The organism is Pseudonocardia spirodelae (assembly GCF_037727765.1).
Lineage (GTDB): Bacteria > Actinomycetota > Actinomycetes > Mycobacteriales > Pseudonocardiaceae > Pseudonocardia > Pseudonocardia spirodelae.
In genome coordinates, this window is the sequence record NZ_JBBJUP010000008.1 from 18296 (window position 1) to 33445 (window position 15150).

Below are 15150 nucleotides of genomic sequence, written 5' to 3' on the forward strand. Positions count from 1 at the left end.
CGCGGGAACGACCACGGCCCGGGGCGGGCGCCCCGGGCCGTGGTGGGTTCAGTCCTGCAGTGCTCGCCACTCGTCGTCGGTGAACAGCCGCGAGCGGATCAGGAACCGGACGCCCTCCGGCGCCTCGACCGAGAACCCGCTGCCGCGTCCCTTCACGACGTCGACGGTGAGATGCGTGTGCTTCCAGTACTCGTACTGCGACGCCGACATGTGGAACCCGATCGGCTTCTCCAGTCCGGGGACCGCCAGGTCGCCCAGATGGACGTCCGACTGACCGAGTGTGAAGTCCCCGTCCGGATAGCACATGGGCGCGCTGCCGTCGCAGCAGCCGCCGGACTGGTGGAACATCAACGGCCCGTGCAGGTCGGTGAGCCGGACCAGCAGATCGGCGGCCGCCGGCGTCAGCGCCACCCGCTCGGTGCGGGTGGCGCCGCCGCCGTCGCCCATCAGAAGAAGCCCAGCGCGTTCGGCGAGTAGCTCTGCAGGATGTTCTTCGTCTGCTGGTAGTGGTCCAGCATCATCTTGTGGTTCTCGCGCCCGATGCCGGACTGCTTGTAGCCGCCGAAGGCCGCGTGCGCCGGGTAGGCGTGGTAGTTGTTCACCCACACCCGGCCGGCCTGGATCTCGCGGCCGGCGCGGTAGGCGGTGTTCGCGTCGCGGCTCCACACACCGGCACCGAGGCCGTAGAGCGTGTCGTTGGCGATCTTCATGGCGTCGTCGTAGTCGCTGAAGCGCGCGACCGACACGACCGGGCCGAAGATCTCCTCCTGGAAGATCCGCATCGAGTTGTTGCCCTCGAAGATGGTCGGCTTGATGTAGTAGCCGCCGGACAGGTCGCCGCCCAGGTCGGCCTTCTCGCCGCCGGCGAGGACCTTGGCGCCCTCCTGACGGCCGATGTCGATGTAGGACAGGATCTTCTCGAACTGGTCGTTCGAGGCCTGCGCACCCATCATCACGTCGGTGTCGAGCGGGTTGCCCTGCTTGATCTGCTCGACGCGCTTGACCGCCTGCTCGATGAACTCGTCGTAGATGCCGCCCTGGACGAGCGCACGCGACGGGCAGGTGCAGACCTCGCCCTGGTTGAGGGCGAACATCGCGAAGCCCTCGAGCGCCTTGTCGTAGAAGGCGTCCTGCTGGGCGGCGACGTCGTCGAAGAAGATGTTGGGGCTCTTGCCGCCGAGCTCCAGCGTGACCGGGATCAGGTTCTCCGACGCGTACTGCATGATCAGCCGGCCGGTGGTGGTCTCACCGGTGAAGGCGATCTTGCGGATGCGCTTGTTCGACGCCAGCGGCTTGCCGGCCTCGACGCCGAAGCCGTTGACGATGTTCACGACACCGGCCGGGAGCAGGTCGGCGACCAGCTCCATCAGCACGTGGATCGAGGCCGGGGTCTGCTCGGCCGGCTTGAGGACGACCGCGTTGCCGGCGGCCAGGGCCGGGGCCAGCTTCCAGATCGCCATCAGGATCGGGAAGTTCCACGGGATGATCTGGCCGACGACGCCCAGCGGCTCGTGGAAGTGGTAGGCGATGGTGTCGGCGTCGATCTCCGACGAGGTGCCCTCCTGCGCCCGGATGGCACCGGCGAAGTAGCGCAGGTGGTCGATCGCGAGCGGGATGTCGGCGGCCAGCGTCTCGCGGCAGGCCTTGCCGTTCTCCCAGGACTCGGCGATGGCGATGGTCTCGAGGTTGGCCTCGATGCGGTCGGCCATCTTGTTGAGGATGTTGGCGCGCTCACCGGCGGAGGTCTTCCCCCAGGCCGGGGCGGCGGCGTGCGCGGCGTCGAGGGCCTTCTCGACGTCCTCGGAGGTACCCCGGGCGACCTCGGTGAAGTTCTGACCGGTGATCGGCGTGGGGTTCTCGAAGTACTGGCCCTTCACCGGGGCGACGTACTCGCCGCCGATGAAGTGGTCGTAGCGCGGCTTGAACGTGACGACGCTGTCCGGCTGACCGGGGTTGGCGTAGACGGCCATGGAGGGTCCTTCCCTGGGGTGCTTCGTCGAACCGAGGGCGCGGTGCGAGGCGCACGTTGCGCGTGATGCCGGACACTAGGAAGGTGGAGGTTGCACGCGGGTTGCACGCAGATGCGGGACCTGTCCCTCTGGTCAGTACCGTCCCCGCGGAGTCGGTGCAGGCAAGGCTCAGCTAACCCTATGGTGAGGTCGTGGCGGTGGAGCGACGGGCGCGGTCCGACCTGGAACGTGCGCGCGACACCGTCCTGGGCGGGGCCGGGGACGCGGCCGTCCGGCCGCGGATCCGGGCGTCCTGGGCCCGGTCGCTGACGGCGGCCGTCGACCCGGAACGGTCCCGTCCCCCGCACGACCACGAGCCCGGCGAGGTCGCCGAGCGGCGTGCGGCGCACCCGCTCGCGCCGGCGCTGCCGGTCCTGCGCGACGTGCTCACCGACACCGCCGAGCAGGCCCGGCACATGATGATCGTGACCGACGAGCACGGCTGCATCCTGTGGCGGGAGGGCGCGCGGTCGGTGCTGCGCCGCGCCGAGCACGTCGACCTCGTCGAGGGCACCCGCTGGAGCGAGGACGCGGTCGGCACGAACGCGATGGGCACCGCGCTGGCCGACGGCACGCCGGTGCGCGTGCACTCCGCGGAGCACCTCGTCGGGGCCTACCACCCGTGGACGTGTGCCGCGGCGCCGGTGCGCGACCCCGAGACCGGGCGGGTGCTGGGCACCGTCGACGTCACCGGCCCGGAGGAGACCTTCCACCCGACCACGTTATCGCTGGTCACAGCGGCCGCACGGCTCGCCGAGCACCGGCTCGCGGCCCGGCTGGCCGCCCACGACCAGCGGCTGCGCGAGGAGAACTGGCCGCACCTGTCCCGGCTCGGGACCACCCCGGGCGCCCTGCTGTCCCCGCACGGACGGGTGCTGGCCTGCTCGCCCGGCAGCCGGTTCCCGGAGCGGGTCGCCCTGCCGGGCAGCGGCGACCGGGTGACCCTCGACGGCGTGCTCCTCGGCGCCGCCGCGGGCACGGCCGTCACCGGGGTGCTGGAGCCGCTCGGGGAGGGCTGGCTGCTGCGGGTGCCGAGCGGCGGCGTGGCCGCGTCGTCGGTGCTGACGCTGCCGCTGCTCGGGTCCCGCACGCCCGTCGCCGCCCGCCGCGACGGCCGCCCGGTGCGGCTCGGGCTGCGCCACGCCGAGGTGCTGGCCCTGCTCGCGCTGCACCCGGAGGGCCTGACCGCCGAGCAGCTGGCCGCCGCGCTCTACGGCGACGACGGCCGCACCGTCACCGTGCGCGCCGAGGTGCACCGGCTGCGCCGCGCCGTCGGCGAGGACGCCGTGCGGACGCAGCCCTACCGGCTCACCGCCCGCGTCGACGCCGACTTCCTGCGGCTGCGCGAGGCGCTGCGCGACGGGCGGACCCGCGACGCCGCCGCCGAGGCCGCCCGCGGGCCGCTGCTGCCGACCTCCGACGCCCCGGAGATCCGCGCGGCCCGCGAGCAGCTGGTCGTCGCGGTGCGCTCGGCGCTGCTGCGGGCGAACGACCCGGACGCGCTGTGGACCGTGGTCCGCGCCGGTCAGGCCGACGACGAGCTGCGGACGCGGCTGCGGATGCTGCTGCCGTCGTCGGACCCGCGGCGCGACGAGCTGGGCTGAGCGGGCCGGACCTCAGTCCGGGTCGGTCCCGTCGGGGATGCCGTCGTCGTCGGAGTCGGGCAGGCGCGGGTCGTCCTCCCCCGCGCGCACCGCCTCCAGCTGCGCGGACAGCGCGATGCCGGCCAGCAGGGCGACGCCGGTGAGGTTGGCCCAGATCAGCAGGGCCATGACCGCGGTCAGCGGGCCGTAGGTCTCGCCGAAGGTGTCGGCGACGGCGACGTAGAGCCCGAGCAGCCCGGACACGACCAGCCAGAGCAGCACCGTCACCGCCGCCCCCGCGCCCAGCCAGGACAGCCCCGGCTGGCGGCGGCGCGGGGCGAACCGCAGCAGCACCGTCACCGCGACGACGAGCAGCCCCAGCCCGACCGGCCAGCGCACGACGTCCCAGACCGTCTCCGCGGTGGCGCCCCACCTGTACACCTCGCGCACCGCGTCCCCGAACGGCTCGCCGGCCACGATCAGCAGCAGCCCGGCCGCCATCGCGACGCCCGCGGTGGCGGTGAGCAGCGCGGCCCGCGCGTACTTGGCGAGCGCCGGCCGGTCCCGCTCGGTGCCGTAGATCCGGTTCGCACCCCGTTCGAGCTGCGCGAACGCCGACGTCGCCGCCGCGAAGGCGGTGAGCAGGCCCAGCCCGAGGACGAGCTCGCCGCGCTCGCCGGTGGGGGTGTCGTCGCGCTCGGCGGGCTCACCCGGGTCGTCGGGGTCGCCCCCGGTGCCGCCCCCGTCGGTCCCGCGGACCGCCTCGGCGACGAGCTCGTCGCTGGTGCCCGGGGACAGCGCCAGCACGGTGCGCGCGACGACCTCCGAGGCCCCCTCCGCGCCCGCGGCCGCGGACAGCCCGACCCCGGCGATGATCAGCGGGACGGCGGCCAGCGCCAGCTGCAGGGCGAACGCGCGGGCGTGCGAGAAGCCGTCGCCGTAGCGGAAGCGGACGAAGCCGGTGCCCAGCAGGTGGACCAGGCCGTAGCGGCGCAGGGTGTGGGCGGCGTCGTCGGCGGAGAGCCGGTCGCCGGACATCAGCCGGGTCTCCGGGACCGGGCGCACCGAGCTCATGGGCCGACCACCTCACGCCACCGCGGCCCGGACGTCCTGGGCGAAGCCGAGCACCCGGTCCGGATCGTAGGTGGCGGCGACGCGCTGCAGCCGGGCGAGGTTGTCACCGTGGTAGGCGCGGCCCCAGCCGGGCAGGGCGGGGTCGATGTAATTGACGTACCCGCCGCCCATGCCGCGCGCGGCGAGCCCGGCGAGGACCTCCGCGACGGCCGAGGCCGCGGCGTCGCGGCCGGCGTCGGTGACGGTGGCGTAGACCTGCGCGGTGGCGAACGCGGTGCGGTGCACGAACGCGGTGTCCCCCGGCGCCGGGTCGGCCACCCGCCCGCCGAGCGGGTCGAGGATCACGTCGAGCCGCCTCCGCCCGGCGAGCGGGCCCAGGACGTCCTCCGGGTCGAACGACGGGCCGGGCACGATCCGCGAGGACGCGACGAAGTCCTGCCGGTCGCCGCCCGCGCCGAAGTGGCGCATCGCCTCGGCGAAGCCCAGCCGGCGTACCTCACGACGGCGGGGCCCCGCGGTGCCGCGGGCCAGCGCGTCGAGCCACGGCGCGGCGTCGTCGCCGACGAGGCAGCCCGCGACCTTCGCGGTCGCCGTGCGCCCGTTCGCCGACAGCGTCAGGTTGCACCACAGCTCGCGTGGGGCGCCGGCCATCACGTCGCGCCACGCGGCGCAGGCCGCGGCGGCGTCCGCGGCGGAGAAGGTCAGGGTGAACACGGTGAGCACCGCCGGGGCGGGCTCCGTGCTCAGGGTCAGGGCGGTGACGATCCCGGCGTTGCCGCCCCCGCCGCCCCGCAGCGCCCAGAACAGGTCGGGCTCGGAGGCCGCCGACGCGGTGAGCACCCGGCCGTCGCCGGTGACGACCTCGGCCGCGATGAGCCGGTCGCAGGTCAGGCCCATGCTGCGGGCCAGCGGGCCGATCCCGCCGCCGAGCAGCAGGCCCGTGATGCCGACGGTCGGGCAGAACCCCGCGGGCAGCGCCCGCCCGGCCGCGGCGACGCCGTCGTAGACGTCGCGGAGCAGGGCGCCGGGCCCGACGGCGACCGTCCCGTCCGCGGCGGGCGCGACCCCGTTCATCCGGCGCAGGTCGACGACGAGCCCGCCGTCGGGCAGGGCGTAGCCGCCGTAGCCGTGCCCGCCGCCGAGCGCGGCGACCGGCACCCGCCCACCGGCGGCGTCGAGGCAGGCGCGGACGTCGTCGGCCGAGCCGCACACGGCGAGTGCCGCGGGACGGCGGCCGTCGAACCCGATGTTGTAGACCCGCCGCGCCCGGTCGTAGTCCGCCGATCCGGGGCGCAGCAGCCCGCCGGGCAGCCGGGCGGCCAGTGCGTCCCAGTCGACGGCACCTCCCGGACGGGCGCGGGGCGCGGGCGGCGGGAGCTGCGGGGGTCCGGGGGCGGAGCAGGCGGCGGCCGACGCCGCACCCGCGACCACGGCGGTCAGGAGGCCCCGGCGCGAGAGCGGCACCCGCGCATCATGCCCGGCGACGCCGCCGGCCCCACCCCGCGGCCCCCGGCCCCGCCCTCGATACCGCCCCAGGAGTGCCGCGACGGTGCCCGCGCCCTCCCGAACCCCGCCTCCGGCGGTGCTCCGAGGGGCACCCTCGTAGCGCTCTAAGCCCCGAGGGTTCCCCTCGGGGCGCTCCGGGGAGGGCGCCCCGGGGAGGGCGCCGGGGAGGGGCGAGGCGGGAGGGGGCGCGGACGGCGGCGGGCCGCCCCGGAAGTCCGGGACGGCCCGCCGTCGTCGTGCGTGGGGTCAGCTCACTCCTCGCCGGCCAGCGCGGTCGGCGGGGTGTCCGGCACCGGCTCGGACGGCTTGCGCTCACCGCGGAAGGTGAACTTGGCCTTGTCCGACCAGGCGTTGGAGCCCTCCTCCGCGGAGGTGTCGAGGCCCTCGACGTCGACGATGACGATCTGCCCGGCCTCGATCTCGCCGAACAGGATCTTCTCCGACAGCTGGTCCTCGATCTCGCGCTGGATCGTCCGGCGCAGCGGCCGGGCGCCGAGCACCGGGTCGAAACCGCGGTGGGCCAGCAGCTTCTTGGCGTTCGCGGTGAGCTCGATGCCCATGTCCTTGTTCGCCAGCTGCTTCTCCACCCGCCCGATCATCAGGTCGACCATCTGGATGATCTGCTCCTGGTTGAGCTGGTGGAAGACGATGATGTCGTCGATGCGGTTCAGGAACTCCGGCCTGAAGTGCTTCTTCAGCTCGTCGTTGACCTTCGTCTTCATCCGCTCGTAGTTCGACTTCTCGTCGCCACCGGAGGAGAAGCCCAGACCCACGGCCTTCGAGATGTCCTGGGTGCCCAGGTTCGAGGTGAAGATCAGCACGGTGTTCTTGAAGTCGACCGTGCGGCCCTGGCCGTCGGTGAGACGGCCGTCCTCGAGCACCTGCAGGAGCGTGTTGTAGATCTCCTGGTGCGCCTTCTCGATCTCGTCGAACAGCACGACCGAGAACGGCTTGCGCCGCACCTTCTCGGTGAGCTGGCCGCCCTCCTCGTAGCCCACGTACCCGGGAGGGGCACCGAAGAGCCGCGAGGCGGTGTAGCGGTCGTGGAACTCACCCATGTCGATCTGGATGAGGGCGTCGTCCTCGCCGAACAGGAAGTTCGCGAGCGCCTTGGACAGCTCGGTCTTACCGACGCCGGACGGGCCGGCGAAGATGAACGAGCCGGACGGGCGCTTCGGGTCCTTCAGACCGGCGCGGGTACGGCGGATCGCCTGCGAGACGGAGCGGACCGCGTCCTCCTGGCCGATGATCCGCTTGTGGAGCTCGTCCTCCATCTTGAGCAGACGGGTCGTCTCCTCCTCGGTCAGCTTGAACACCGGGATGCCGGTCCAGTTGCCCAGCACCTCGGCGATCTGCTCACCGTCGACCTCGGCGACGACGTCCAGGTCACCGGACTTCCACTGCTTCTCGCGCTCGGCCTTCTCGCCGAGCAGGGTCTTCTCCGAGTCGCGCAGGTGCGCGGCCCGTTCGAAGTCCTGCGCGTCGATCGCCGACTCCTTGTCCCGGCGGACGTTCGCGATCTTCTCGTCGAACTCCCGCAGGTCCGGCGGAGCGGTCATCCGGCGGATGCGCATCCGGGCGCCGGCCTCGTCGATCAGGTCGATCGCCTTGTCCGGCAGGAAGCGGTCGTTGATGTAGCGGTCGGCCAGGGTGGCGGCCGAGGCCAGCGCGTCGTCGGTGATGGTGACGCGGTGGTGGGCCTCGTACCGGTCGCGCAGCCCGCGCAGGATCTCGATCGTGTGCTCGACCGACGGCTCGGACACCTGGATCGGCTGGAAGCGGCGCTCCAGCGCGGGGTCCTTCTCGACGTACTTGCGGTACTCGTCGAGCGTCGTCGCGCCGATGGTCTGCAGCTCGCCGCGGGCCAGCATCGGCTTGAGGATCGAGGCGGCGTCGATCGCGCCCTCGGCGGCACCCGCACCGACCAGGGTGTGGATCTCGTCGATGAACAGGATGATGTCGCCGCGGGTGCGGATCTCCTTGAGCACCTTCTTCAGGCGCTCCTCGAAGTCACCGCGGTAGCGGGAACCGGCGACCAGCGAGCCCAGGTCGAGGGTGTAGAGCTGCTTGTCCTTCAGCGTCTCGGGCACCTCGCCCTTGACGATCGCCTGGCCCAGGCCCTCGACGGCGGCGGTCTTGCCGACGCCGGCCTCGCCGATCAGGACCGGGTTGTTCTTGGTCCTCCGGGAGAGGACCTGCATGATCCGCTCGATCTCCTTCTCCCGGCCGATGACCGGGTCCAGCTTGCCCTCGCGGGCCTGCTGGGTGAGGTTGCGACCGAACTGGTCCAGCACCAGCGACGAGGACGGCGTGCCCTCGCCACGGCCGCCGGTGCCGCTCTCCTGCGGCTCCTTGCCCTGGTAGCCGGACAGCAGCTGCAGGACCTGCTGGCGCACGCGGTTGAGGTCGGCGCCCAGCTTGACCAGCACCTGGGCCGCGACGCCCTCGCCCTCGCGGATCAGCCCGAGCAGGATGTGCTCGGTACCGATGTAGTTGTGGCCGAGCTGCAGCGCCTCGCGCAGCGACAGCTCCAGCACCTTCTTCGCCCGGGGGGTGAAGGGGATGTGCCCGGACGGGGCCTGCTGTCCCTGGCCGATGATCTCCTCGACCTGCTGTCGCACGCCCTCCAGCGCGATACCGAGGGACTCGAGCGCCTTCGCGGCGACGCCCTCTCCCTCGTGGATCAGGCCAAGGAGGATGTGCTCGGTCCCGATGTAGTTGTGGTTGAGCATCCGGGCCTCTTCCTGGGCCAGGACGACAACACGTCGCGCTCGGTCGGTGAACCTCTCGAACAATTCGCACTCCTTGCCTGCTGCGCCTCACGTACGGCGCGACCAGCATCTCCGTACGGCCCGGGACGGCCCGGAACCGACACTGCGCCCTCGCGTGACACCGCGCCAGGCCCCCCTCGCGGGAGACCTCATACCACTGTATCGGTCGAAGGGGCCCCGGCGCCTCCACCTGACGTGCACCGGGGTACGTGCCGGGGGTAACACGGACGCCACCTGCCGTGTTCCCCGCGCGGGTCAGCCGGCGGTCGCGGCGGACTCCTCGCGGGCCCGCTCGTCGGCCTTGAACTGCCGGAACCCCTCCTCGTCGCGACCGCGCCGCCAGTAGCCGGAGATCGAGAGGTCACCGGAGGCGACGCCACGCTCCCGGGTGAGGTGGCGCCGGAGTTCGCGCACAGCGATCGCCTCGCCGTGCACGAAGGCGTGCACCCGGCCCGGGCGGAACTCCAGCGCGGCGACGGCGGCGGGGAGCTGGGCGGAGCCGGCGTCGCCGTCCGCGTCGGCGCGGTAGAGCCACGTGACGTCGAGGTCCGCGTCCCCCGGCAGGGCGATCTCCTCGCCGGGCGCGCCCACCTGCAGGACGGCGACGGCCGGGCGCCCGGCCGGGATCCGCTCGAGCGCGGCGCAGACGGCGGGCAGCGCGGCCTCGTCGCCGACGAGCAGGTGCCAGTCGGCGTCGGGGTCCGGGGCGTAGGCGCCACCGGGGCCGACCACGCGCAGCCGGTCACCGGGCCGGGCGGACGCGGCCCACGGGCCGGCCAGACCGGCGTCACCGTGGTGGACGAAGTCGATGACGAGCTCGCCCGCGGCCCGGTCGAGGGCACGCACGGTGTAGGTGCGCTGGACCGGCCACTGCTCGCGCGGCAGCTCGGCGTGCACCCGGTCCATGTCCAGCGGCTCGGGGTAGTCGACGCCGGGACGCGGGAAGAGGATCTTGACGTAGCGGTCGGTGTGCTCGGTGTCGGGGAACGCGGCCAGGTCGTCGCCACCGGCGACGACGCGCACGAGGTGCGGGCTCAGGCGTTCGGTGCGGAGCACCCGGAGGTCGGTGACGCGGCGGGCCATGGGGGCCTCCCGGACGGAGGGGGAAGGGGCCGTCGCGACGGTACCCCTCCCCCGCCCGTCCAGGTGAGGTGAGCCTTACCTCAGAGAGGTCAGTTCTCCTGGTGGTAAGCCTCGAGGACCTCGGCCGGGATGCGACCGCGGTCGGAGACCTTCATCCCGCGGTTGCGGGCCCACTCGCGGATCGCCTGGTTCTGCTCGCGGTCCACCGACGGGCGGCGGGCCGCCCCGTTCGACGAGGAACCACCGCGGCGCCGGGCCGGACCACTCGCACGACGGGCGGCGGCGACGTAGTCCGCCAGCACGTCGCGCAGCTTCTTCGCATTCCCGTCGGACAGGTCGATCTCGTAGCTGCGTCCGTCGATCCCGAACTCGATCGTCTCGTCCGCGGCATCCCCGGTCAGATCGTCGACGAGCCGGACTTCCTTGATCTGCGCCATCGCCGCAGCCTCCCTGAACAATCGAACATTTCGCGGGTGCGGGACCGGACGCAGCCCGGGATCACAGTTCTGCACCACCTTGACGCAATAGGTGCAGCTGGCGGCCGCCGGTTCCGACTCTAAACAGAGACTAACCGAGAAATGTTCACCGCGTCGACCGGGTCGACTCGTATTCGGGAAAACGAGCGCAATGCCACTCGTTCGGGACCCGTCGGGTTCAGGCCTCGCCGCGCACCAGCGGGAACAGGATCGTCTCCCGGATTCCGAGACCGGTGAGGGTCATCAGCAGCCGGTCGACGCCCATTCCCATCCCGCCGGTCGGGGGCATCCCGTACTCCATGGCGCGGAGGAAGTCCTCGTCGAGCTGCATCGCCTCCGGGTCGCCGGCGGCGGCCTTGAGCGACTGCGCGTGCAGCCGCTCGCGCTGCTCGACCGGGTCGACCAGCTCGGAGTAGGCGGTGGCCAGCTCGACACCGAAGACGATGAGGTCCCACGACTCGGACAGCCGCGGGTCGTCGCGGTGCGCCCGGGTCAGCGGCCGGACCTCCACCGGGAAGTCGCGCACGAACGTCGGCTCGACGAGGGTGTGCTCGACGAGCTTCTCGAACAGCTCCAGCACGATCTGCGCCGCCGTCGGGTAATCCGTGATGTCGACGTCGTGCGCGTGCGCGATCTCCTGCAGTTCCGACAGTTCCGTGTCGGGCGTCACCTTCCGCCCGACGGCGTCGGAGACCGAGCCGTACAGGGTGACCGAACGCCACTCGCCGCCGAGATCGTGCTCGGTGCCGTCGTGGTGACGGACCGTGGTGGAACCGAACAGCGCACGCGCCGAGGACTGGATCAGCTCGCGGGTCAGATCCGCCATCTCGTCGTAGGTCGCGTAGGCCTGGTAGGCCTCCAGCATCGCGAACTCCGGCGAATGCGTCGAGTCGATGCCCTCGTTGCGGAACACCCGGTTCAGCTCGAAGACGCGCTCGATACCGCCGACCACGCAGCGCTTCAGGAACAGCTCCGGCGCGATCCGCAGGTACAGATCGGCGTCGAGTGCGTTCGCGTGCGTGACGAACGGGCGCGCGGTCGCGCCGCCGTGCAGGTTCTGCAGCATCGGCGTCTCGACCTCGACGTAGTCGCGGCCGGTGAGCGCGTCGCGCAGGGTGCGCAGGACCGTGGAGCGGGCCCGGACCGTCTCGCGGGCCTGCGGGCGCAGGATCAGGTCGACGTAGCGCTGCCGGACCCGGTTCTCCTCCGACAGCTCCTTGTGCGCGGTCGGCAGCGGGCGGACCGACTTCGCCGCGATCGACCACTCGTCGGCCATCACCGAGAGCTCGCCGCGGCGCGAGGTGATGACCTCGCCGCGGACGCCCACGAAGTCACCCAGGTCGACGACGGCCTTCCAGCGGGCCAGCGCGTCGGCACCGACGCGGTCCAGCGACAGCATGGCCTGCAGCTCGGTGCCGTCGCCCTCGCGCAGCGTCGCGAAGCACAGCTTGCCGGTGTTGCGCACGAAGATCACCCGGCCGGCGACGGCGACGGTCTCCCCGGTCGCGGTGTCCGCGGGCAGGTCCGGGTGGGACTCGCGCACCGCGCGCAGCGAGTGCGTGCGGGGGACCTCGACGGGGTAGGGGTCGGTGCCCTCCGCGATCAGCTCCGCGCGCTTGGCCCGGCGCACCCGCATCTGTTCGGGGAGGTCGGCCTCGGTCGCCGGGTCGTTCGGGGTGCCGGGTGTGTTCACGGCAGGTCAGGCTATCGGCGGTACCCGGGGCCGCCCGTCGTCACCCCCCACCCCCGCGCCGCGGCCTCGCCCGGCGGCCGCGCACCGGCCTACCGTGCGGAGGTGCCCGACGACGAGGTGGACCGCGGCCGCACGTTCGGTGCCGTCGCCCGCGCCTACGACGACCACCGCCCCGCCTACCCCGGTGCCGCCGTCGACGTGGCGCTGGCCGGGACCCCGGCGCGGGCCCGCGTGCTCGACCTGGGCGCGGGGACCGGGAAGCTGACCCGCCTCCTGGCCGCGCGCGGGCTCGACGTCGTCGCGGTGGAGCCCGACCCGGCGATGCTCGCGGTGCTGCGCGAGCGCTCCCCCGGCGTCGAGGCCCGGACCGGGTCCGCGGAGCGTATCCCGCTGCCCGACGGCCACGTCGACGCCGTGCTGGTGGGGCAGGCGCTGCACTGGTTCGACCTCGACCGGGCCGGCCCGGAGATGGCCCGGGTGCTGCGGCCCGGCGGGCTGCTGGCCGGGCTGTGGAACGGCGGGGACGACGACGTCGCCTGGGTCCGCGAGCTCGGCGGGCTCACCGTGCGCGGGCGGCGGGTGCCCGACGACCCGGCCGGTGGCGGCGACGCGACGCCGCACCCGGGCGCACCCTGGTTCGTCGACGACACCGAGGACCGCGTCACCTGGAGCCGCCCGACCACCGTCGACGAGCACCTCGCCGATCTCGCCACGCACTCCTGGGCGCTGCTCGGCACCCCGGCGGACCGGGACGCCGTGTTCGCCGCCCTGCGGGACTTCCTGACCGGCCGGGTCGCGGACGCCGGTGGCGGCTTCACGCTGCCGATGCGCACGGTCGTCCGGCGCTCCCGCAGGCTCTGAGCCGGCTCAGCGGGTCCGGTGGTGGCGCAGGTGGGTCAGGCGCAGCCCGTGCAGCGTGAGGTCGGGGACGTGGTGGGTGACGGTCTCGGCGCGTCCGTGCACCAGCTCCGCGAGCCCACCGGTGACGATCACCGAGACCGGCCCGGCGTCCGGGCCCAGCTCTGCCAGGATCCGGCGCACCAGCCCGTCGACCTGGCCGGCGGCGCCGTAGAGCACGCCGGCCTGCACGGCCTCCACGGTGGTGCGCCCGATCACCGAGCGCGGCTCGACCAGATCGACCGGCCGCAGCGACGACGCCCGCTCGGCGAGCGCCTGCATCGCGATGTCGATCCCCGGCGCGAGCGCGCCGCCGAGGAACTCGCCCCTCGCCGTGACGACGTCGATGTTGGTGCAGGTTCCCAGGTCCACGCAGACGCAGGTGGTGCCGAACAGGTGGTGCGCGGCCAGCGAGTTCACGACCCGGTCGGCGCCGACCTCGCGCGGGTGGTCGACGAGCAGCGGCACCCCGGTGCGCACCCCCGGCCCGACGACGAGTGTCCGCATCCGGTCCGACCAGCGGGCCAGCAGGGTGCGCAGCTCCCGCGACGGGCCGGGCACCGTGGAGAGCGCCGCGACCGCGGTGACGTCGGCGAAGTGCGCGCCGAGCATCCCGGTGACGGTCAGGTCCAGCTCGTCGGCGGTCGCGCTGGTGTCGGTCCGCAGCCGCCACCGCCGCTGCGGCTCCGGGGACAGCGAGGACGGGTCGGTCCCCGGCCCCGGCTCGGGGTAGAGCCCGAGCGAGACGTGGGTGTTCCCGACGTCGATGCAGAGCAGCACTAGCGGGCCGCGCTGGTGAGCAGCCCCGATCCCTCCGGCGCGTGCCCGGGGTCGGTGCCGAGCTCGGCGATCCGGTTGTCGGCGTCGACGAACACCACCCGCGGGTCGTAGCGGCGCAGCTCGGCCTCGTCGTAGGAGCCGTAGGAGATCAGGATGACCAGGTCACCGGGGTGCACGAGGTGCGCGGCGGCACCGTTGATCCCGATGATCCCCGAGCCGGGCTCGCCGGTGATCACGTAGGTCTCCAGTCGGGCGCCGTTGGTGATGTCGACGATGCTGACCTGCTCGCCCTCGAGCAGGTCGGCGGCGGCCATCAGGTCGGCGTCGACGGTGACCGAGCCGACGTAGTGCAGGTCGGCCTGGGTCACGGTGGCGCGGTGGATCTTGGACTTCATCATCGTGCGGTACACGGCGGCTCTCCTAGAACGCGATGGGGGCGTTGTCGATGAGGCGGGTCGGGCCCACGCGGGCGGCGACGAGCAGCCGGCCGTCGCCACCGCCCGGTCCGGGGGCGGGGCCGAGCTCGGCGTCGCGCAGCTCCAGGTAGTCGACCTCGACGCCGGGCTCGGACTCCAGCTCGGCGCGGGCGGCGGCGAGCACGGCGTCGTGCCCGCGCGCGGACACCGCGGCGCCCGCGGCCAGCGCGCGCGAGAGCACGGCGGCGGCGCGGCGCTGCTCGGGGTCGAGGTAGACGTTGCGCGAGGAGCGGGCCAGGCCGTCGTCCTCGCGCACGGTCGGGACGCCGACGACGCGGGTCGGGAAGTCCAGGTCGCGCACCATCCGCCTGACCAGCGTGAGCTGCTGGTAGTCCTTCTCGCCGAACAAGGCGACGTCCGGGCCGACGATGTGGAACAGCTTCGAGACGACGGTCAGGACGCCGTCGAAGTGCCCCTTGCGCGACGCGCCCTCCAGCTCGTCCCCGAGCGGGCCGGCCGCGACGCGGGTCTCCGAGCCCGGGGGGTACATGTGCTCGACGCCGGGGGTGAACACCAGCTCCACGCCCTCGGAGCAGCAGACCTCGAGGTCGGCCTCCAGCGGGCGCGGGTAGCGGTCGAGGTCCTCGCCGGCGCCGAACTGCAGCGGGTTGACGAAGATCGACACGACCGGGACGACGGCGCCCGGGATCCGCTTCGCGTGCCGGATCAGCTCGCGGTGGCCGTCGTGCAGGGCGCCCATGGTCGGGATCAGGACGATCTTGCGGCCCGCGCCGCGCAGGGCGCGGGTGACCGGGGTCAGCGTCGCCGGGTCGGCGTGCACGGTCAGGCGGCCGGCGCCGTA

At 73.3% G+C, this 15150-nt stretch carries 13 protein-coding genes; 2 read left to right on the forward strand and 11 right to left on the reverse strand.

All coding sequences use genetic code 11. From position 1 onward, the window contains the following. Positions 1-48: 48 nt before the first annotated feature. Complete coding sequence (locus tag WJX68_RS11415) at positions 49-447, reverse strand: DUF779 domain-containing protein (RefSeq protein WP_340289387.1); 399 nt, start codon at positions 445-447, stop codon at positions 49-51. Then, positions 447-1970, reverse strand: coding sequence for an acetaldehyde dehydrogenase ExaC (gene exaC / locus WJX68_RS11420; protein WP_340289390.1), 1524 nt, complete (start codon positions 1968-1970; stop codon positions 447-449). Before exaC ends, WJX68_RS11415 begins: the two co-directional genes overlap by 1 nt. A 191-nt stretch (positions 1971-2161) precedes the next feature. Between exaC and WJX68_RS11425 the strand changes: the two genes are divergently transcribed. Further along, positions 2162-3613: a GAF domain-containing protein gene (locus tag WJX68_RS11425; RefSeq protein ID WP_340289393.1), complete on the forward strand. Its 1452-nt coding sequence runs from the start codon at positions 2162-2164 to the stop codon at positions 3611-3613. Between the two features lie 12 nt (positions 3614-3625). Here WJX68_RS11425 and WJX68_RS11430 read toward each other — a convergent pair whose 3' ends face one another. From WJX68_RS11430 to lysS, 6 genes are all read right to left on the reverse strand, one after another. After that, a complete protein-coding gene (locus tag WJX68_RS11430) occupies positions 3626-4666 on the reverse strand; it encodes a YihY/virulence factor BrkB family protein (RefSeq protein WP_340289396.1) in 1041 nt (346 codons plus the stop codon). A 12-nt stretch (positions 4667-4678) separates the two neighbouring features. Next, on the reverse strand, positions 4679-6130 hold the full coding sequence (locus WJX68_RS11435; protein ID WP_340289398.1) for an FAD-binding oxidoreductase: 1452 nt from the start codon (positions 6128-6130) through the stop codon (positions 4679-4681). 293 nt (positions 6131-6423) lie between these two features. After that, on the reverse strand, positions 6424-8967 hold the full coding sequence (locus WJX68_RS11440; protein ID WP_340289400.1) for an ATP-dependent Clp protease ATP-binding subunit: 2544 nt from the start codon (positions 8965-8967) through the stop codon (positions 6424-6426). 231 nt (positions 8968-9198) lie between these two features. Then, complete coding sequence (locus WJX68_RS11445) at positions 9199-10026, reverse strand: siderophore-interacting protein (RefSeq protein ID WP_340289403.1); 828 nt, start codon at positions 10024-10026, stop codon at positions 9199-9201. An 89-nt stretch (positions 10027-10115) separates the two neighbouring features. Beyond that, positions 10116-10463, reverse strand: a complete 348-nt coding sequence (locus tag WJX68_RS11450; protein WP_340289406.1) for a histone-like nucleoid-structuring protein Lsr2 — start codon at positions 10461-10463, stop codon at positions 10116-10118. Positions 10464-10680: 217 nt separating this feature from the next. Further along, a complete protein-coding gene (lysS, locus tag WJX68_RS11455) occupies positions 10681-12138 on the reverse strand; it encodes a lysine--tRNA ligase (protein WP_340289921.1) in 1458 nt (485 codons plus the stop codon). Between the two features lie 159 nt (positions 12139-12297). On the opposite strand from lysS, the gene WJX68_RS11460 reads away from it, so the two are divergent. Continuing rightward, on the forward strand, positions 12298-13056 hold the full coding sequence (locus tag WJX68_RS11460; protein ID WP_340289408.1) for a class I SAM-dependent methyltransferase: 759 nt from the start codon (positions 12298-12300) through the stop codon (positions 13054-13056). 6 nt (positions 13057-13062) lie between these two features. On the opposite strand, the gene WJX68_RS11465 is transcribed toward WJX68_RS11460, so the two are convergent. From WJX68_RS11465 to panC, 3 genes are read right to left on the reverse strand one after another with little or no spacing between them, the layout of a single operon-like run. Beyond that, positions 13063-13872, reverse strand: a complete 810-nt coding sequence (locus WJX68_RS11465) for a type III pantothenate kinase (protein WP_340289411.1) — start codon at positions 13870-13872, stop codon at positions 13063-13065. Further along, positions 13872-14282: an aspartate 1-decarboxylase gene (gene panD, locus WJX68_RS11470; RefSeq protein WP_340289414.1), complete on the reverse strand. Its 411-nt coding sequence runs from the start codon at positions 14280-14282 to the stop codon at positions 13872-13874. The genes WJX68_RS11465 and panD overlap by 1 nt, the downstream gene beginning before the upstream one ends. 10 nt (positions 14283-14292) lie before the next feature. Further along, the gene (panC, locus tag WJX68_RS11475) at positions 14293-15135 is read right to left on the reverse strand and encodes a pantoate--beta-alanine ligase (protein WP_340289923.1); all 843 of its coding nucleotides are present in this window, start codon (positions 15133-15135) and stop codon (positions 14293-14295) included. Positions 15136-15150 lie beyond the last annotated feature (15 nt).